Source organism: Streptomyces neyagawaensis (genome assembly GCF_023516595.1).
Lineage (GTDB): Bacteria > Actinomycetota > Actinomycetes > Streptomycetales > Streptomycetaceae > Streptomyces > Streptomyces neyagawaensis.
In genome coordinates this window covers 1-17,778 of sequence record NZ_JAMGBG010000148.1, presented here as the reverse complement: position 1 = coordinate 17,778, position 17,778 = coordinate 1, and the positions used below count along the sequence as shown (strand labels likewise).

The 17,778-nt window shown below is 71.8% G+C and carries 17 protein-coding genes and 2 pseudogenes; 7 read left to right on the top strand and 12 right to left on the bottom strand.

Going from position 1 to position 17,778, the window contains the following annotated elements:
* Window positions 1-117 precede the first annotated feature (117 nt).
* Entirely contained in the window at window positions 118-780 is a 663-nt protein-coding gene (locus tag M8J73_RS38520; RefSeq protein ID WP_249829670.1) for a lysophospholipid acyltransferase family protein, read from the bottom strand.
* 206 nt (window positions 781-986) lie between these two features.
* Between M8J73_RS38520 and M8J73_RS38515 the strand changes: the two are divergent.
* Window positions 987-1,358, top strand: a pseudogene (locus M8J73_RS38515) (VOC family protein); the annotation flags it as partial.
* 126 nt (window positions 1,359-1,484) lie between these two features.
* Complete coding sequence (locus M8J73_RS38510) at window positions 1,485-1,919, top strand: ASCH domain-containing protein (RefSeq protein ID WP_249829679.1); 435 nt, start codon at window positions 1,485-1,487, stop codon at window positions 1,917-1,919.
* A 164-nt stretch (window positions 1,920-2,083) separates the two neighbouring features.
* On the opposite strand, the gene M8J73_RS38505 is transcribed toward M8J73_RS38510, so the two are convergent.
* The 3 genes from M8J73_RS38505 to M8J73_RS38495 all read right to left on the bottom strand — a co-directional run bounded on the left by M8J73_RS38505 (window position 2,084) and on the right by M8J73_RS38495 (window position 5,547).
* Complete coding sequence (locus M8J73_RS38505; protein WP_249829669.1) at window positions 2,084-2,728, bottom strand: hypothetical protein; 645 nt, start codon at window positions 2,726-2,728, stop codon at window positions 2,084-2,086.
* A 220-nt stretch (window positions 2,729-2,948) separates the two neighbouring features.
* A complete protein-coding gene (locus M8J73_RS38500) occupies window positions 2,949-4,547 on the bottom strand; it encodes a hypothetical protein (RefSeq protein ID WP_055540285.1) in 1,599 nt (532 codons plus the stop codon).
* A 577-nt stretch (window positions 4,548-5,124) separates the two neighbouring features.
* Window positions 5,125-5,547: an Hsp20/alpha crystallin family protein gene (locus tag M8J73_RS38495; protein ID WP_055513272.1), complete on the bottom strand. Its 423-nt coding sequence runs from the start codon at window positions 5,545-5,547 to the stop codon at window positions 5,125-5,127.
* A gap of 184 nt (window positions 5,548-5,731) precedes the next feature.
* Here M8J73_RS38495 and M8J73_RS38490 point away from each other — a divergent pair, with 184 nt between their 5' ends.
* Window positions 5,732-6,034, top strand: a complete 303-nt coding sequence (locus M8J73_RS38490; RefSeq protein ID WP_055540284.1) for a hypothetical protein — start codon at window positions 5,732-5,734, stop codon at window positions 6,032-6,034.
* Between the two features lie 54 nt (window positions 6,035-6,088).
* Here the strand turns inward: M8J73_RS38490 and M8J73_RS38485 are convergent, their stop codons facing one another.
* Window positions 6,089-7,039 (bottom strand): GlxA family transcriptional regulator, encoded by a 951-nt coding sequence (locus M8J73_RS38485; protein ID WP_055540283.1) that lies wholly within the window; start codon window positions 7,037-7,039, stop codon window positions 6,089-6,091.
* Between the two features lie 143 nt (window positions 7,040-7,182).
* Here M8J73_RS38485 and M8J73_RS38480 point away from each other — a divergent pair, with 143 nt between their 5' ends.
* Both M8J73_RS38480 and M8J73_RS38475 read left to right on the top strand, forming a co-directional pair.
* Window positions 7,183-7,662: a protease gene (locus M8J73_RS38480; protein ID WP_055540282.1), complete on the top strand. Its 480-nt coding sequence runs from the start codon at window positions 7,183-7,185 to the stop codon at window positions 7,660-7,662.
* A gap of 81 nt (window positions 7,663-7,743) precedes the next feature.
* Window positions 7,744-8,244 (top strand): hypothetical protein, encoded by a 501-nt coding sequence (locus M8J73_RS38475; protein ID WP_055540281.1) that lies wholly within the window; start codon window positions 7,744-7,746, stop codon window positions 8,242-8,244.
* Window positions 8,245-8,484: 240 nt separating this feature from the next.
* On the opposite strand, the gene M8J73_RS38470 is transcribed toward M8J73_RS38475, so the two are convergent.
* Window positions 8,485-9,948: an MFS transporter gene (locus M8J73_RS38470; protein ID WP_055539488.1), complete on the bottom strand. Its 1,464-nt coding sequence runs from the start codon at window positions 9,946-9,948 to the stop codon at window positions 8,485-8,487.
* A 57-nt stretch (window positions 9,949-10,005) separates the two neighbouring features.
* Window positions 10,006-11,268, bottom strand: a complete 1,263-nt coding sequence (locus tag M8J73_RS38465) for a DUF445 domain-containing protein (RefSeq protein ID WP_055539495.1) — start codon at window positions 11,266-11,268, stop codon at window positions 10,006-10,008.
* A gap of 372 nt (window positions 11,269-11,640) precedes the next feature.
* Here M8J73_RS38465 and M8J73_RS38460 point away from each other — a divergent pair, with 372 nt between their 5' ends.
* Entirely contained in the window at window positions 11,641-12,996 is a 1,356-nt protein-coding gene (locus M8J73_RS38460) for an SGNH/GDSL hydrolase family protein (RefSeq protein ID WP_055539489.1), read from the top strand.
* A 22-nt stretch (window positions 12,997-13,018) separates the two neighbouring features.
* Here the strand turns inward: M8J73_RS38460 and M8J73_RS38455 are convergent, their stop codons facing one another.
* The 5 genes from M8J73_RS38455 to M8J73_RS38435 all read right to left on the bottom strand — a co-directional run bounded on the left by M8J73_RS38455 (window position 13,019) and on the right by M8J73_RS38435 (window position 17,549).
* On the bottom strand, window positions 13,019-13,738 hold the full coding sequence (locus M8J73_RS38455) for a DUF1707 SHOCT-like domain-containing protein (RefSeq protein WP_055539490.1): 720 nt from the start codon (window positions 13,736-13,738) through the stop codon (window positions 13,019-13,021).
* 33 nt (window positions 13,739-13,771) lie between these two features.
* Window positions 13,772-14,764, bottom strand: coding sequence for an ABC transporter ATP-binding protein (locus M8J73_RS38450; protein WP_055539491.1), 993 nt, complete (start codon window positions 14,762-14,764; stop codon window positions 13,772-13,774).
* Window positions 14,765-14,770: 6 nt separating this feature from the next.
* Entirely contained in the window at window positions 14,771-15,625 is an 855-nt protein-coding gene (locus M8J73_RS38445; protein ID WP_240501359.1) for an ABC transporter permease, read from the bottom strand.
* 16 nt (window positions 15,626-15,641) lie between these two features.
* Complete coding sequence (locus M8J73_RS38440) at window positions 15,642-16,442, bottom strand: ABC transporter permease (protein WP_055539493.1); 801 nt, start codon at window positions 16,440-16,442, stop codon at window positions 15,642-15,644.
* A 189-nt stretch (window positions 16,443-16,631) separates the two neighbouring features.
* Window positions 16,632-17,549 (bottom strand): hypothetical protein, encoded by a 918-nt coding sequence (locus tag M8J73_RS38435; RefSeq protein WP_249829668.1) that lies wholly within the window; start codon window positions 17,547-17,549, stop codon window positions 16,632-16,634.
* Between M8J73_RS38435 and M8J73_RS38430 the strand changes: the two are divergent.
* Window positions 17,548-17,778, top strand: a pseudogene (locus M8J73_RS38430) (hypothetical protein); the annotation flags it as partial. The gene M8J73_RS38435 and the pseudogene M8J73_RS38430 overlap by 2 nt on opposite strands.

The window sequence follows — 17,778 nt, the reverse complement described above, 5'->3', positions numbered from 1 at the left end:
CGAAGAAGCTGTCACTTGCGAGGACAGCCGTGGCGCGGAACGAGTACGAGGTGGGGCGTCACATTCTCGCTGAGCCGACCCTCTCTCTTTTCTTGACGACGGGCAGGGCCGGCGAAGCTACGCCCCCAGCGCCGCCGCCTCCCCCAACCGCCCCGCCGCCGTCCGCCAAGCCGCCGTGACCGCGCCGTGCGCCCGCTTTGTGCTCGCGGTGTGCTCGCCGTTCAGCCTCAGCGGAGCGCCCACGTGGACGTGCAGGCTGGGGCGGCGGAGTGGGGCCGTGGCCAAGCCCGCCAGTTGCTTCGCCGGGTTGCCTGACGTGACGCGGCGGGCGCCTGCCTGGCCTACCGGGATGACCGGAGCGCCGGTGCGTTGGGCCAGCCGGGAGAGGCCCGTGCGGAACGGGGCCGGGGGCGCTTCGGACGCGTCTTTGCGGGTGGGGATGCCGCCCTCGGCGTAGATGAGGATCAGTCGGCCCTCCCGCAGCGCGGCTGCCGCCAGGTCCAGGGCCTGGGCGGCGCGGGGGTCGTTGCGGTGGACCGGAATGTGGCCCTCTCGGGCCAGTGCGCGGCCCAGCACGGGGATACGCCACAGGCCCGCCGCCGCCATCACCACCGGGTGGACGTCCAGGCGGTGCAGCGCGGCCAGGACTATGGCCGGGTCCGCGAGCGACGTGTGGTTCGCGGCGATGATGCTGCCCGGTGCCAGCACGGCGTCCGCGTCGGCGGTCACCGTGAGGCGTCCTACGGTCGGTACCAGGACGTCGGCGAGGCGGCTGAGCATGCGGTCTCCTGGACTTGCACTTCGATGAGTGACATGAGTGAGATGAGTGATGTGAAGGGTGATCCTCATCGTCGGTGCGGTCCCCGTCCGCGGGCCTGAGTGCTCCTACTCAGTTGGCGGGCGTGCGGTACCCATCCGGTCGACTGCGCTACGGCCCACCTGAATTCGGTGGCGGGCCGCGTCTTCGCTCCGCCAGGCTCACCCGCATGACCTCGGTACTGCAGAACGTGGCGATCGACTGTGCGGACGCCTACGAGTTGGCCCGGTTCTGGAGCGCGGTGACCGGTTGCCCCGTGCATCCCGACGCACGGCCCGGCGACCACGAGACCCAAGTGATGCTGTCCGACGGGCCGGTCCTCTACTTCAACCAGGTGCCGGAGCCCAAGACCGTCAAGAACCGGCTCCATCTGTGTCTGCGGCCTACGACCTCACGGGAGAAGGAGGTCGAGCGGCTGTTGGGGCTCGGCGCCTCGTTCGTCGCCGATCGACGGCAGCCGGGCGGGGCCGGCTGGGCCGTCCTCGCCGATCCCGAAGGCAATGAGTTCTGCGTCCTTCGTAGTGCGTCCGAGCGCGCCGCGATGAACGGGGCGGGTTCGGTGACTGCAATGGGTTCGGCGGAGGAAGGGGAAGGAGAAGGGGAGTCGGTCGTTGGAGGGCGGTCGGTTGGTCGTCCGGATCATGGGGGGCTCGCGGACGTCGGCTCGTTGCCCACCGCCGAGTTCGCCTTTCCCGGTCCGTTGCGGGATCGGCTTGTCGCCGCCATCCTCGACCGGGCCAAGACCTCCACCACCGGGCTCGTCGTCGACTACGAGCACGAGGGGGAGGCTCTGCCGGCCGTCGGGGACCGTTCCGTGGTCGTGAACTCCGACGAGCGGCCCGTCGCCGTCATCGAGGTGACCGGTGTGCGTGTCATCCCGCTGGCGGACGTGGACCTCGCCCATGTCGTGGACGAAGGGGAGGGGCACACCAGCGTGGCCGAGTGGCGGGAGGACCACGAGCGGTTCTGGCACAGCGAGGAGATGCGTGCCGCGTTGAGGGACCCCGGCTTCACCGTGGACGACACGACGCCGGCCGTGCTGGAACGGTTCCGGCTCGTCGCCGACCTTCGTCCCGACCACCTTCGACCAGACCGCCCTTGATCCGACCGCCTTCGCCCCGACCACCCGCGCCCCGACCGCCCTCGACCCGACCACCTTCGTCCCGACCACCTTCGTCCCGCCGAGCCGCGGCGTAAGTGACTCGTCGGCATCCCTCCCTGGCTCCCGCGAGGGAACGGCCACTCTCAGGCCCCCCTCCCAGGCCCCTACCAGTCCCTCAAGTCCACCCGGCGCCAACAGTGCGGGTCCCTCTTGTCCTTCCGTCGGCGTTCCTTCTCGCGGAGCACGGAAGGGAGCGCCGCCTCGATCGCCGTCAGGGGGCCGGAGAGGTGTACGTCCGCTGCCACGATGCCCGGCGCCGTGGGCGGGGCCAGGTAGAGGCGGACGGTGCCGGGGGCCGTGGGGAGGAAGCCGACCAGGGGCAGGAAGGGCAGGTCGTCCGTCGCGGGGCAGGTCAGGGACGTGAGGAGGGAGAGCCGGCGGTGGGCGGCGGGTTCCTTCGCCGTCGGGTCTTCCGACGGGTCCAGGTGGATCACCGTCATGCCCATCGTCTCCTCGATGCGGCTCGACGAGTAGAGGCGGGTGCCTCGGTGGGCCGCGCGGAGGAGCGCGAGCATGTGGTGCGGGGTGATGGGCTCCCCGGCGTGGGTCAACGGGATCTCGTAGAGGCGGAAGTCGGGGGGCGCGGCCTTGCGGCGGCCCGTCGCGAGGCGTAGGGCGGGGCGGCCTTCGGGGGCGGGGAGGACGCCTCGTACGTAGTGCTTGGAGCCGAGGGGGAGGTGGAGGTAGTGGAGGAGGGTGCGGACCGTGGAGGCCTGGTCCTCCACCGTCTCGGGGGTGGGGCGGGTCACCGTTTCGTCCGGGTGGCGTGCTGACGCATGGCGTCACAGTAGTCAAGCAGTCAGGAAGCGGTGAGTCGTCGGCGGTCCGCAGGGACCGACCCCACTCCACGGCCGACCTGAAGTCGGCAGTGTGTGGGGGCTCCTGGCCGGCGCCGGACCGGTGTCCCCCACCATCCGGTCGGCACACACCATGGCCAGGAGCCTCCTTCTCGGACGGCGGGGCGACGGGTTACGCCGTGGCCACCTCGCCCTTCGTCAGCAGCCACTCCTTCTGGAGGGCGCCCAGCGGGATCTTCTTCTGGAAGATCGGGGTGCCGAATATGGAGAGCTGGATGTTCAGCGTGCCGGTGAGGTCCACGCCGCCGTAGAGCGCCCAGGAACCCCTCGCCGAGCCGGTGCCGTTCGCGGAGCCCTCGGCCCTGGCGTCGGCCTCGGCGCGGAGGTACGGGGCGAGGTCGGCGGTGACGCCCACCGTGCCGTAGAGGCCGATCGTGGCCTCGGCGCCCAGCGCGGCCTTGACCTTGCCGGTGGCGGTGACGGTCGCCTTCAGGGGCTCACCGGTCATCTCGGACTCGCTCACACCCGTCCAGCCCTTGGCCCAGGTGAAGTTGCCGCCGACGCGGAAGTCGCCCTTGAGGTTCTGCTCGACGTCCACGGTGACGCGGCCGTCGGCGTCCACCTGGAAGTAGCAGACGAGGTCCAGGTTGACGACGATCGGAACCGGGCCGACCTGGATGACGGGGTCGGCGTGGAGTTCGGCGAACGGGACGCGGACCGGCTTGCCGTCGGTCGTGCCGGCCGCACGGCCCTTGAGCGACCACTTCGACGCCCAGTCGCCGGTCAGCCCCAGGAACGCCCCGCCGGGCGCGGCCCCCGTACCGGCTCCGGAGCCGTCGTACGAGAAGGCGACCTCGGGGGCGAGTTGGACGAATCCGTGGACGGACGCGGCGGCCGAGGCGGGGGCGCCGGCCGCGGTCTCCACGGCGGCGCCCACGTCGATACGGAGGCTGCCGAGCGGGAGTTTCGCGCCCTGCGGGCCGAAGGTGAGGTCACCGGTCTTCGCCCAGGAGACCTTCACGCCCTGGACGAGCGGGTCGATGTCCATGGTGGACGGGTCGACGGGGACCGCGCCGTCCGCCTTGCTCTCGCCCAGGACGGAGTTGAGTTCGGCGGGCTCGGTCTGGACGGTCGTACCGCTGCCGTCCTCCGTCGTGCCGACGATGTCCGTCACCTTGGCGAGCAGGCCGTCGGGGGCGCCGGGGGCGGGGGCGCTTGCGATGACATCGCCGACGGCGACGGGGTGCGAGCCGTCCGCCGGGGCGGACGCAGGGGCCGAACCCGACGCGGAGCCCCGCTCAGACCCGGAGCCCTTCGCCGGCCCCGAGTCCCGCTCCGCATCCGGGCCCTGGTCCGCCGCCGCGCCCGACTCCTCGTCCGACCCGGCGTCCGATTCCGCCCCCGGCCCCGTGGCGGCCGACTTCGACGGCGACGGGTCCGCCGTCGGCTTCGTGTCCCGTGCGGGCGGTGCCGCGATGACCGCGCGGCCGGTCTTCCTGTCGTACGACGCGACCTTGAGCGTGGACTTCTTCGCCTTGCCCTGGTCGACGGCGTTCCCGTCGGCCACGGCCGTGGGGGTGGCCCCGTCGGTCGGGGCGGAGACGACGGCGAGTTGCTCCTCGGCCGCCGCGGCCTCGGGGGTCTCGACCGCCGCCGCGCGCGCCTTGTCGGCGGTGGAGGACGAGTCGTTGGAGCAGCCGGTGGCCACCAGGGTGGCGACGGTGATCGCCGAGAGGGCCGAGAGCAGGGCATGTCGTCTGAGCTTGTGCACGCGTGATCCTCGGGATCGGTGTGGTGGGGGGTGCGCTTACACGGAGGGCGGCATGACGGCAGGGCCGCGCGCATGACACGGCGGCAGCAGATGACCGACGGTTACCGTCCAGTAGCTATGCATGAGCATGCCAGCCCTGGCGAACGCCGCGATCCACTTCCGGCGGCTTTATGCAGTGACGTGAGTCACACTCGCCGTGCAGAGCGGCCCGCATCATTCCGGATGCCTGGAAATCGACCGTGAAGCGTCTGCTCCCGAGGCGAAGCTCGCGAAGACCGTGGGCGAGGCGCAGCGCGCGGTGGAGAAACCAGCCCTGGGGGCAGGGCCGACGACCGCAAGGCGATCGAGCGCCATCTCGCGCGCAAGCGTGAGGTGTTGAGAAAGGTGGGCGCTGGTACGGCCGGCAGGAAGGCGGCCACCGGCGCGCCCCACCGGCGGTGAGAGGTAATGAGAAAGCGAGCCGGCGTCGCCCTCCAGTGGGCGACGCCGGCTCGCCGACGGGAAGCCGGGGGCACCGGACGTTCGCGCCGCCGGTCGGCGCGGACCGGTACCCCCGTGGCCCGGTCGGGCCGGGCGGTCAGCGGTCGATCTGGCGCCGTTCGCTGCCGCCGCTGATCTGGATCTTGCGCGGCTTGGCCTTCTCCGCGATCGGGATGCGCAGTGTGAGGACGCCGGCCTCGTAGGAGGCGTCGACGCGCTCGGCGTCGAGGGTGTCGCCGAGGAAGAGCTGACGGGTGAACGTACCCGTCGGGCGCTCGGCGGCGACCAGTTCGGCCCCCTCGGGCGCCGGGGAGCGGCGCTCGGCGCGGACGTTCAGCACGTTGCGCTCGACGTCCAGGTCGATGGTCTCCGGGTCCACGCCCGGCAGGTCGAAGTGGACGATGAAGTCGTCGCCGGCCCGGTAGGCGTCCATCGGCATGACGGCCGGCCGGTTCTCGGTGCCGAACACCTGCTGCGCGAGCCGGTCGAACTCACGGAACGGGTCGGTACGCATGAGCATCACGGGTCACTCCTCTCATCAGGCACTGGATGCGATGCCCGGTGATTTCCTACGCCTTCTTATATAGCTCCGAGGAGGAAAGTTGACAAGCCTCGACTCAGCTTCGGCGAGTGGGGTGCTAGAAGAGTTAGCCTCGGGGCGACAGCGCGCGACAGCCGGCGCTGCGACGACCAGGAGGCGGACGATGGCGAGGATTCCTGCGGCGGCGGTGGCCGCGAGCGGGCTCATCGGCGGGTACGGGGTGGCCCGCTGGACGAAGAGGCGGCAGCTGGGCGGGGCCGTGCTGGCCGTCGCCGGCGCCGCCGCGGCCCAGCAGTGGCAGCGCGCGGCCGGGCGCAGGGCCGCGGGCGCCCTGACCGCCGGGTACGTCGCCGCGTTCGCCGGGTCGCATCCCCTGGCGAAGAAGGTGGGTGCCTGGCCCGCGGTGTTCGGCGTGGCCGGAGCGGTGGCCCTGGCGTCCTGGGTGGTGGCCGACCGCCGCGCATGACGCGGAGCGTCCGAGCCCCTGACGCGCTCGCCCGATACGGCTACTCCCCCGGGGCTACTCCCCCCGGAACGCCCGCCGGTACGCGTACGGGCTGGTCCCGACCACCTTCTTGAACCGGTCACGGAAGGCCGTCGGGGAGCCGAAGCCCGCCTGGCCGGCGATGCGGTCGACCGTGTGGTCCGTGGACTCCAGGAGGTACTGGGCCCGGCGGACCCGCGCCCGGTGCAGCCACTGCAGCGGTGTCGTGCCCGTCTGCTCCCGGAAGCGGCGGTTCAGCGTACGGGCGCTGGTGCCGGCGTGGGCGGCGATGTCGTCCAGCGTGAGGTCCCGCTCCACGTTCGCCTCCAGCCAGCGCAGCAGGGGCTCCAGGGTCGCGCCGGCCGGGGCCGGGGGCTGGTCCTGGACGATGAACTGGGCCTGGCCGCCCTCGCGTTCCAGCGGCATGACGCACATCCGCGCGGTGAACGCCGCGACCGCCGAACCGTGGTCCTTCCGGATCATGTGCAGACACATGTCCAGCGCCGCGGCGGCGCCCGCCGAGGTCAGGAACTGGCCGTTGTCGACATAGAGGACGTTCGGGTCGACGGTCACCCGCGGGTGCCGTGCGGCCAGATCCGGGGCCGCGATCCAGTGGGTCGTGGCGCGCAGCCCGTCCAGCAGGCCCGTCGCCGCGAGGAGGAACGCGCCGACGCACACCGAGGCGATACGCGTCCCGTCGGCCGCCGCCGCGCGCAGCGCCTCCGCCACGCCCGGGGGGAGCGGGGCGGTCGGGTCCGCCGTCCCCGGCAGGATGATCGTGTCGGCCTCCGCCAGCGCCTCCAGCCCGTACGGCGCCCGCACGGTGAACGGCCCCGCCGGCACCTCCGCGTCCCCCGTCGGCGAGCACACCCGCACCCGGTACGCCTCCCGGCCGTCCGGCAGCCGGGCCCACCCGAAGGTGTCGATCGGGGCGGAGAGATCGAACGGGATGACCTGGTCGAGCGCCAGGACGGCCACTGTGTGCATGGCGGGAGCGTAGGGCTCCGCCTGGTTCTCGCCAAGCAGAGGCCCACCGTCCCCGTTCACCATGCACACCCCTGGCGAGAATCCGTTGCCACCTGGCAATCTCGCCACTCCCCCCGGCTTGTCGCGCGCCCTAGCGTCCCTGCGTGACCAAGTTGCTGCTCTCCCTCCATGTCCTCGCCGCGATCGTCGCCGTGGGGCCCATCACCGTCGCGGCCAGCATGTTCCCGCCGAGCGCCCGCAAGGCACTGGCCGAGCCCGGCGGCGAGCGGGCCGTGTCGTCGCTACGGCTGCTGCACCGGATCTGCCGGGTGTACGGCGGTGTCGGTATCGCGGTGCCCGCGCTCGGTTTCGTCACGGCGATGAGCATGGGGGTGCTCGGCGACGCCTGGCTGATCGCATCGATGCTGCTGACGGCACTCGCGGCGATGGTGCTGCTGGCGCTGGTGCTGCCTCGACAGGAGGAGATTCTGGAGGGGGTGGCGGGGGCCGGGCCCGTGCCTGGGTCGGCGGTGAGCGTGCGGACCACGGCGCGACTCGCCATGTTCACCGGTGTGTTCAACCTGCTGTGGGCCACCGTGACGGTGCTGATGATCGTACGGCCCGGGTCCACGACCGGGGCTTAGGGCCTGTCGTCGCACAGCCTTGCGCAACCTTGGCCTCACCCCGCCTTTCGTGATCCGGCCAGGGCGGGGCATGATCCAGCCATGCATCCACAGCAGTCCGCCTCGCAGTCCTATGTCGCCTCCCTGGGGGCCCGTCTCGCCGCCGATGAGTGCCGTACCTGGTGGGAGGACTGGGCCGGAGTGCCCGTACTCGTCGGGCGGCGGGCCGACTTCAAGTGGCGCTGGATGGGGACGAAGCTCCACCTGTTCACCGTGGCGGCGGCGGTCCCCGAGATAACCATCCCTACGATCGCGACGTTCACGGATCAGGTACTGGCGTACGCGAAGAAGACGAAGGGTGGGTTGCCGGCCGGGCTGCAGAACGGGGTCGCGGCCTTTCCCGTGCTGGTCAGCGACCGGGTCGATCCGGCGGCCGTGCGGTGGGCGGAGGCCGAGCAGCGCAACAAGTGGGCGTGCATGGCGCGGCCGGTCGTGGTGGACAGTGCGCAGCAGTACGTCGGCACGTATCGGGGGACGCCGGCGATAGGGCTGGTGTACTCGTCGTACTTCGAGCGCAAGGCCGCGCAGTACTTCTACGGGTGAGTCGGGGGCGCCTTGTAGCTCGGGGGTGCGGGTGGTTCTGGCGGGTGCGGGTGAGTGGGGGTTGTTCGCGCAGTTCCCCGCGCCCCTGAAAAGCGACCGGGCTGCGCCCGTGCTTTTCAGCCGAAGGGCGGGCCGCAGGCCCGTCCCTCTAGGGGCGCGGGGAACTGCGCGAGAAACCACAACGAACCCGCACCCGCCAGAACCACCCGCACCCCCGAGCTACTAGGCGCCCCGGCCCGCTCACCCGGCCGCGGACAGCGGCCGCGCGACCTCCTCCAACGACCTCCGCTCCGCCCGCACCGCGAGGAACACCGCCACCAGCCCCGCCGCGCACATCAAGCCCGCCCCGATCTGGAACGCCAGCACCGTGTCGCCGACGGCGCCCGACTCCGTCAGGTCCGCGAAGACCAGCGGGCCGCTGATGCCGCCCGCCGCCGTGCCGATCGCGTAGAAGAACGCGATGGCCATGGCCCGGGTCTCCATGGGGAAGACCTCGGAGACCGTGAGGTACGCGCTGCTCGCCCCGGCCGACGCGAAGAACAGCACCACGCACCAGCACACCGTGAGCGTGACCGCGTCCAGCGCGCCCCGGTCGAACAGCCAGGCCGTGCCGAAGAGGAGGACACCCGACAGCAGATACGTCGACGAGATCATCACCCGGCGGCCGACCGTGTCGAACAGCTTGCCGAGGAGCAGCGGGCCGAGGAAGTTGCCGGCGGCGATGAACGCGAAGTAGTAGCCGGTGTCGGACGTGGGGACGTCGTAGAACGTGGTGAGGATCGCTCCGAAGCCGAAGGTGATCGCGTTGTAGAGGAACGCCTGCCCGATGAAGAGGGAGAAGCCGAGGACGGCGCGGCGGCGGTAGCGGGAGAAGACGGTACGGGCGATGGTGCCGAAGCCGATGCTCTTGCGCTGGTGGATCGTCATCTCCTCGGTGACCGCGGGCAGTCGGCGGCCCTTCTCGGCCTCGACCTGCCCCTCGATGTCCGCCACCAGTTGCTCCGCCTCCCGCTCCCTGCCGTGGATCAGCAGCCAGCGGGGGCTCTCCGGGACGTTCCGGCGGACCAGCAGGATCACCAGGCCGAGCACCACACCGAGCGCGAACGTCAGCCGCCAGCCGACGTTCGCCGCGAAGAGGTCCGTGTTCAGGGCGACGATCGACAGCAGCGAGCCCCCGATCGCGCCGAGCCAGAAGCTGCCGTTGATGACGATGTCGACGCGGCCCCGGTACTTGGACGGGATCAGCTCGTCGATCGCGGAGTTGATGGCCGCGTACTCCCCGCCGATGCCGAAGCCGGTGAGGAAGCGGAAGAGGAAGAACCACCAGGAGGAGAAGGAGACGGCCGTCAGCGCGGTCGCGCCGAGATAGACCGCCAGCGTCACCATGAACAGCTTCTTGCGCCCGAAGCGGTCGGTGAGACGGCCGAAGAAGAGGGCGCCCGCGCAGGCGCCCGCCACGTACAGGGCCGCCGCGGTGCCCGTGACCTGCGCGGAGCTGATCGGTAGACCGCTGCCCTGCTCGGAGAGCCGCCCGGCGATGTTGCCGACGACGGTGACCTCCAGGCCGTCGAGGATCCACACCGTGCCGAGTCCGATCACCACCATCCAGTGCCAGCGCGACCAGGGCAGACGGTCCAGGCGTGCGGGTACGGCGGTGGTGACCGTACCGCCCCCCTGCGGCGACTTCCGTTCGGTTACGGCCATCTGTGCGGCCCCCTCCTCCTCGAGCGAACCGCGTCCGAGTGCCCGGAGGAGAAAGGTCTACGCCCCCAGCGCCCTCGACACCGTGTAGATCAGCAACCCGGCCAGGGAACCCACCACCGTGCCGTTGATGCGGATGAACTGCAGGTCACGGCCGATGTTGGCCTCGATCTTCTTCGTCGTGTGCTCGGGGTCCCAGGCCGCGACCGTGTCGGTGATGAGGGAGGTGATCTCCTTGCGGTAGGTGGTGACGACGTGGACGGCGGCGCCCTCGATCCACTTGTCGACCTTGGCCTGCGCCGACGGCTCGGTGGCCAACCGCGTGCCCAGGGACAGCAGTGACGCCCGTACCCGCAGCCGCAGTTCGCTGCGCTCGTCCTCGGCGGCGGACACGACCATGGAGCGTACGGCGGTCCAGGCGGCGGCGATGAGGTCCTGGACCTCGCCCCGGTCGAGCATCTCGCCCTTCAGGCGCTCCACCCGCGCGCGGGTGTCGGTGTCGGACTGGAGGTCCTGGGCGAAGTCCGTGAGGAAGCGGTCCAGGGCGCCGCGCGCCGGGTGCGTGGGCGAGTCCCGCATCTCGGAGACGAAACGGAGCAGTTCCTTGTAGACGCGCTCACCGATCCGCTTGTCGACGAAGCGCGGGGTCCAGCCGGGGGCGCCGCCCTCGACCGCGTCCATGACCTGGTCGTCGTGGAGGATCAGCCAGTTCTGGGCGCGGGCGCAGATCAGGTCCACGGCCCGCCGGTGGCCGCCGTCGGTGACGATCCGCTCCAGCATCTTCCCTATGCCGGGCCCGATCTCCTGACTGTTGGCCCGCCGGGTGATGGCCTCCCCGACCACGGCCTGCACATCGGTGTCGCGCAGCACGGTGAGGGCGCCGCGCATCGCGGTCGCCAACTCCTCGGTCACCCGGTCGGCGTTCTGCGGCTCGGCGAGCCACGCGCCGAGCCGGCTGCCGATGCCGACGGCGCGCAGCCGCTGCCGTACCACGTCCTCGGAGAGGAAGTTCTCCCCGACGAACTCACCGAGCGTGACGCCCAGTTGGTCCTTCTTGCGAGGGATGATCGCGGTGTGCGGGATGGGGATGCCGAGGGGGTGCCGGAACAGGGCGGTGACGGCGAACCAGTCCGCCAGCGCACCCACCATGCCCGCCTCCGCGGCCGCCGCGACATAGTCCGCCCAGGCTCCCGCGCCCTCGTGGGAGGCCCACTTCGCCAGGATGTACACCACGGCCACGAACAGCAGCAGCCCGGCGGCGGTCAGCTTCATCCGCCGCACGCCCCGCTGCTTCTCCTCGTCGGCCGCGCTGAACGTGGTCATCGTGCGATGCGACACACGAGGCGCACCGGACCCGCCGGGCGCGTCCCCCGCCGCCCGCGCGCCCGGCGTGGTGTCCGTCACCTGGTTCCCGGCGCCACCGGGGAGGGAACGCTGTCCCGGGGTGCCGTTCTCTTCCGGTTTCGTACGGTCCATTCACTCCACCCGTTCCTGTCCCCCGTACACATTGTCCCCTTCTCGGTCCCTTGGTGACCTACTGCATGACGTACTCCTGGAACGCCACAGGAGTTCCCCGCGTCTGTCCGGACGGGGGAACCGACGAGGGTTCGCACCGACCGCCCCCATCCCATGCCGCATCATGGGGTGATCACCACGGAGCCTCGGGGCTCCATTGTTCGAGGAGCCACACACCGCATGACCAAGCGTCACGCCGGGGGTGTGGGGGATTCCCCCACAAGGCACGGCGCACTGCTGGCGGCCATCACCGCCCTGATAGTCGCCGTCTCGGCGGCCATATACGTCGCAGTCGGCATCGACGACGGCAGCCGGCGCCAGGAGACCTTCGCCGGCGCACCACGCAACTCCGCCGCCCCCGCCTCCACCGGGGTCTGGGTCGGCGCCTGGTCGGCGTCACCGAGCGGATCCGAGCCGGGCACCGAGACCAACGGCCTCGCCGGCCGCTCGGTGCGCAACGTCGTACACAGCTCCGCCGCGGGTACGAGTGCCCGCGTCACGCTGTCCAATCTCTACGGCCAGCAACCGCTGACCATCACCCACGCCTCGCTCGCGGTCGCCGCCGCGGTGAACAGCCCGGCGGCAGCGGCCGACACCATGCGCCGGCTCACCTTCGGCGGACGTCCGGCCGTGGTCATCGCCGCAGGTCAGCAGGTGGTCAGCGATGTCGTACGGATCGCGATCCCGCACGACAGCGACGTACTGATCACCACCTACTCGCCCACCCCGTCCGGGCCCACGACCTATCACGCGCACGCCCGGCAGATCTCGTACACCGCCGAGGGCGACCAGGCGGCGGACGTCACCGGGACGCCGTACACCACGCAGAGCATGCACTGGCGGTACGTCACCGCGCTGGACGTGCTGAGCAAGGAGTCCGCGGGCACCGTCGTGGTCCTCGGCGACTCGCTCACCGACGGGATCACCTCGACCGTCGGTGAGAACCGCCGCTGGACCGACGTCCTCTCCGACCGGCTGCGGGCCGCCGCCGGCTCCTCCGACGTGCCCCGCTACACCGTCGTCAACCAGGGCATCAGCGGCAACCAGGTCCTCGCCAACGGGCGGGGCCGCCCGGCCGACAACCCCAGCGGCCTGTCCCGCTTCCCGCGCGACGTGCTCGGCCGGACCGGCGTCAAGGCCGTCGTCATCGACCTCGGTGTCAACGACATCCTGAAGAACCCCGGTCAGGCCGACCCCGAGACGATCGTCGCCGGCCTGCGCGGACTCGTCGACCTGGCGCACGCGCGCGGGCTGCGCGTCGTCGGCGCCACACTGATGCCGTTCAACGGCCACCGCGGCTACACCGACCAGCGCGAGGCCGTACGCCAGGCCATCAACGCCCGCATCCGCTCCGGCAAGGTCTTCGACGCGGTCGTCGACTTCGACAAGGCACTCCGCGACCCGTACGCCCCCGGCCGGCTGCGCTCCGACTACGACTCGGGCGACCACCTCCACCCGAGCGACAAGGGCTACGAGCGGATGGCTCAGGTCTTCGACCTGAAGGCGCTCAAGGGCGCGGTCCCGGCCGACCTGTAGGTGCGGGGAGGCCGGGGCCGCCTCAGCGGCCCTTGCCCAGTTCGCGGCGGGCCCGGCGGCGTTCCAGTCGTTCCTGCCGCCGGGCTTCCTTCAGCCGTTGCCGCTCGGCCTTGGGGAGCTTGCGCTCGACGCCGACGCCACCCCAGAAGGCGAACCCGGTGATGACCACGCGAGGGGCGCCGGGCTCGCCCGGTTCGCCCTCCTCGCGGTGGTCGAAGCCGCCCATGACACCGATGCCGCGGACGACGACCTCGACGCCGGGCGGCACGATCACATTGATCCCGCCCATGACGGCCACACAGTTGATGGTGACCTCGCGCACCGCGAAGTACGCGTCCCTCAGGTCCAGTTCACCGCCGCCCCAGAACGCGAAGCAGTCGAACCGCTCGGGCACCGTCCAGCGGCCCTTGCGCTCGAAGCCGGACATCACCGCCACGCCCCACGTCGACGAGCCCTGCCCGCCGACGATCCGCTCCGCCCAACTCCCGCTCTCCGCAGGCCCCTTCACCAGGGAGACGGACGGCGGCGCCACCGTCCGGGCACCCGGCAGATCGCGGGTGATCGGCGCCAACTCACCGTAGGTGCGCGCCTGGTAGGTGGCGTCCAGCCGCTCCCCGAACTCCTCCATGTCGAGCCGCCCCTCCGCGAGGGCGTCCCGCAACTGCTCGGCGACCCGTTCACGGTCGGCGTCGGAGGCACGGAGGTCCGCGGCGGCCGGCAGGTCCGGGAGATCGTCCGTCATACGGCTCAGCCTACGAGGAACCTCGGCCCCCGGCTACGAGACCGACTGGCCCGACTCCCCCACCCGCTCCGCCTGTTGCGCGTACATCTGGGCGATCACCGCCTCGATGTCCGGCTCCCGCACCGACAGGTCCACCAGCGGATACTCCGACGCGATCCGCGCCACCAGCGGGGCCGCCGACTCCGACGCCGGGAACGCCAGCCACTGCCGGGGCCCCTCCACCCGTACGACCCGGGCGGGCGACGCCTCGATCGGGGGCAGCTCGCGCTCCAGGTCGACGACGAGGGTCCGCTCGCTCTCCCCCACCTCGTGCAACCCCGTCAGCGGACCGTCGTACATGAGCCGACCGTGGTCGATGACCATCACCCGGCGGCACAGCTGCTCGATGTCCTGGAGGTCGTGCGTGGTGAGCAGCACGGTCGTACCGCGCTCGGTGTTGAGGTCCTTCAGGAACGTGCGGACCTTCGCCTTGCTGATGACGTCGAGCCCGATCGTCGGCTCGTCCAGATACAGCACCTCGGGGTCGTGCAGCAGCGCGGCCGCGATGTCGCCGCGCATGCGCTGACCGAGGGACAGCTGCCGCACGGGCACGTCCAGCAGGTCGCCGAGTTCGAGGAGTTCGACGCAGCGGTCCAGGTTCTCGCGGTATCGGGCGTCGGGGATGCGGTACATGCGGTGCATCAGCCGGTACGAGTCGATGAGCGGCAGGTCCCACCACAGGGTGGTGCGCTGCCCGAAGACGACACCGATCCGGCGGGCCAGCCGGGTCCGTTCACGGGAGGGGTCGATGCCCGCGACCCGCACCCGGCCGCCGCTCGGGGTCAGGATGCCCGTCAGCATCTTGATGGTGGTGGACTTCCCCGCGCCGTTCGGGCCGATGTAGCCGACCATCTCGCCCCGCGGCACGGTGAAGGAGATCGAGTCCACGGCCCGCACCTCACGCCGCTCCCGCCGCAGGAACCCGGTCTTCCTCCGGACGTCGAAGACCTTCTCGACCCGGTCGAGTTCGATGAACCGCTCGTCCATGTGTCCCTAACTCCCCGTACTCCGGTACGAACGCAGCCCCGCCCGCCATGCCGCGCCGGCGAGCGCGCAGCAGGCCGCCGCCACCAGCGGCGGCGCGAACGCCAGCCAGTGGGGCACGTCGAGCGGGTAGGGGCGGCCCAGGACGTACAGCCCGGGCAGCCAGTTGACGAAGGCCAGCGGCAGGACGAACGTCACACCGCGCAGCAGGTCCTTGGCGAAGAGGGCCGGCGGGTACTGCAGAAGCGTGGCCCCGCCGTACGTGAAGGCGTTCTGCACCTCGGAGGCGTCCTGCGCGACGAACTGGAAGGCCGCGCCCCCGACGAACACCGCCCCGAAGATGATGCCGCCGCTGACCACCATCATCGGGAGCATCAGCACCTTCAGCGGCGTCCAGGCGATGTCCAGCGTGGCCAGCGCGTAGCCGAGGACCAGGGCGCCCTGGGTGACCCGGCCGAGGCGTCTGAGCGCGAACTTGTCGGCGGCGACCTGGGCCAGCACCGGAGCGGGCCGCACGAGCAGGGTGTCCAGCGTGCCGTCGCGGACCCGGCGCCCGAGCCGGTCCATGGAGCCGATCATCAGGTCGGCGAGACCGAAGGCGATCGCGGACGTGCCGTACAGCAGGGCGATCTCGGACAGGGTGAAGCCGCCCAACTCATCGACCTGGGAGAACATCAGCAGGATCGCGACGAAGTCGAAGGCGGTGGCGGCGAAGTTGCCGAACGCCGTCATCACGAAGGAGGCGCGGTACGCCATCGTGGAGCGGATCCACATGGCCGCGATCATGCGGTAGGCGCGCAGCCCGTCCCGGAGACGGCCGTACGGGCCGTACGCGCCGAACGGGTCCTCCGTGACCCTCGTCACCGGGCGCTCGTCGACGTCAGCCACCCTGGACCACCACCTTCCGTGTCGCCGCCGACTGGATCAGCCGCCCCACCGCCAGCAGCGCGACCGCCCAGCCCGCCTGGAACGCGAAGGTGCCCCACACGTCGGCCTCTCCCAGCAGCACGTCGGCGGGCGCCTGGAGCAGCGCGGACCAGGGCAGGAGGCGGGCGAGGTCGCCGAGGGCGCCGGGGAAGACGTTCAGCGGCAGCAGCATGCCGGAGAAGAAGACCCCCGTGAGCCAGGTGATCTGCATCGCTCCGGCGCCGTCGAGGAGCCAGAACGCCCACAGGGCGACGATGTATCGGATCGCGAAGCTGACCAGGGTCCCGAGGGCGACCGCCACGAGGCAGGCGAGCCACGGCAGGGCACTGGACGGCAGCGCGAGATCGAAGAACAGAGCACCGCACAGCATGGGAACGACACCGCGTCCGAGCAACTGGAACAGGGCCCGGCCCAGGTCGGCGGCGAGCCACCACAGCTGGAGGTCGGCGGGCCGGTACAGGTCGACCGCGATGTCACCCGTACGGATCCGCTCGATGAGCTCTTCCTCGAAGCCGGCGCTTCCCAGCACCATGACCGCGAACATCGCCTGGCCGACCCACACATAGGTGAGTGCCTGCGCCTGGTCGTAGCCACCGAGGTGGGGCTTCTCCTGCCAGAGGGCGATGTAGGTGTATGCGAGGATGAAGCCGAAGACGGTGTTGGTGAACACCCCCGCCGCGGTGGCCACCCGATACGTCGCGTACCGCCTGAAGCCACCGGCGGCGACGGCGGCGTACAACCGCCCAGTGCCCACGAGGAAACTCCCATCCGCTGCGAAGAGTCAGGCGAAGGACCGAGGCCGAGGCCGATCCGGGCCGAAGCGCGAAAGCCTAGTCCGCGGCCGGATCGGTGTGCCAGGCGTTTTCGGGCCGGGCGGTGGTGCTCCCGGGGCGTACGAGGCGCGTGCCGGTGTCCGGGAACGGATCAGCCGGTACGAGAGTCTTCACTCCTGGGTGCAGAACTTGCCCGGAGCGGGCGCAAAGCGTACGAGGCCGTACGGAAATGAACGTACGACGCGGAAACAGGAGCACGGCAGCACGATGAGCGACGAGCCGCAGCCGAAGCGGAACGGCCCGGGCCGGGCACCGGGAGAACCGGAGCGCCGGACCCCGGGCACGCCCCGGAACCCCGCCGAGCCGCGCCCGGGCACGCCCCCGGAGCGCCCGACGACCGGCACCGGGCCCGGCTCGCCGTCCGGCCCCCGCCCGGGCTCGACCCCGGCCGACGGCCCGGACCGGGCCTCCGGCGAACGGCGCGAACCGGGTGCGGTGTCGGGCGGACGGTCGGGGTCGGCCACGGGTTCGACCTCGGCTTCGGACGGGCGGTCGGGCTCGACCTCGGGCGGACAGTCGGGGTCGGCCACGGGTTCGGCTCCGGGCGGGCGGTCGGGGTCGGCCGCGGGCGGACAGTCGGGGGCGGTCTCAGCATCGGGCGGACGGCCCGGTGCGGCGAGCCGCGACGGGGCTGCGGCGGGCGGCGACAGGTCCGGCGGGGGCTCGGAGGCTCCGGCCGCAGGCAGGCCCGGCACCGGAACGGGCACCGGCGGTCGGCCGACCTCGGCGTCCGGCGGCGAGCGCTCGGCGGCGAACGGTGCGACGTCCGGCCGGCCGTCCTCGGCTGCGGGTGACGGGACCGGTCGGCAGACCGGTGGACCGTCCGGCCCCGCGCAGGGCGGCTCCTCGGGGCGGTCCTCCGGCGGGGGCTCCGGTTCGGGGGCCCAGGGGCGTGAGGCCGGGCAGCGGAACGGCACGCCCGGCGGGGGCAAGTCGCCTTCGCCGAGCGCCGGGACGGCGTCCGGTGGTGCGGCCGGGCGAACCTCCGGCGGGGCGGGTGCTCCGGAGAGCGACGCCGAGCTGACCATGCCGCTGAGCGTCACCCGCCCCGAGAAGTCCGGTTCGGCGAAGCCCGGTTCGGCGCCCGGTTCGGCGAAGCCCGGCGGCAAGCCCGGCTCCACGGGCGGCGGCGCGTCGCGCCCGGCGGCGGCCGGTGACGCCGAGATGACCATGACCCTGGGCGTCACGCGCGCGGGCAGCACGAAGCCCGGCGGCAAGCGGCCCGGCAGGCCCGGCGGCGCGGCGGCCGCCGGAGCG

What these genes read in the sequence shown, in the direction of transcription:
- M8J73_RS38495 (WP_055513272.1), bottom strand. Translation starts at nt 5,547, where the DNA reads ATGCTCATGCGTACCGACCCGTTCCGTGAGTTCGACCGGCTCGCGCAG.
- M8J73_RS38465 (WP_055539495.1), bottom strand. Translation starts at nt 11,268, where the DNA reads ATGACCACGTTCAGCGCGGCCGACGAGGAGAAGCAGCGGGGCGTGCGG.
- M8J73_RS38470 (WP_055539488.1), bottom strand. Translation starts at nt 9,948, where the DNA reads ATGGCCGTAACCGAACGGAAGTCGCCGCAGGGGGGCGGTACGGTCACC.
- M8J73_RS38455 (WP_055539490.1), bottom strand. Translation starts at nt 13,738, where the DNA reads ATGACGGACGATCTCCCGGACCTGCCGGCCGCCGCGGACCTCCGTGCC.
- M8J73_RS38435 (WP_249829668.1), bottom strand. Translation starts at nt 17,549, where the DNA reads ATGGTCAGCTCGGCGTCGCTCTCCGGAGCACCCGCCCCGCCGGAGGTT.
- M8J73_RS38485 (WP_055540283.1), bottom strand. Translation starts at nt 7,039, where the DNA reads ATGCACACAGTGGCCGTCCTGGCGCTCGACCAGGTCATCCCGTTCGAT.
- M8J73_RS38460 (WP_055539489.1), top strand. Translation starts at nt 11,641, where the DNA reads ATGACCAAGCGTCACGCCGGGGGTGTGGGGGATTCCCCCACAAGGCAC.
- M8J73_RS38475 (WP_055540281.1), top strand. Translation starts at nt 7,744, where the DNA reads ATGCATCCACAGCAGTCCGCCTCGCAGTCCTATGTCGCCTCCCTGGGG.
- M8J73_RS38490 (WP_055540284.1), top strand. Translation starts at nt 5,732, where the DNA reads ATGGCGAGGATTCCTGCGGCGGCGGTGGCCGCGAGCGGGCTCATCGGC.
- M8J73_RS38520 (WP_249829670.1), bottom strand. Translation starts at nt 780, where the DNA reads ATGCTCAGCCGCCTCGCCGACGTCCTGGTACCGACCGTAGGACGCCTC.
- M8J73_RS38450 (WP_055539491.1), bottom strand. Translation starts at nt 14,764, where the DNA reads ATGGACGAGCGGTTCATCGAACTCGACCGGGTCGAGAAGGTCTTCGAC.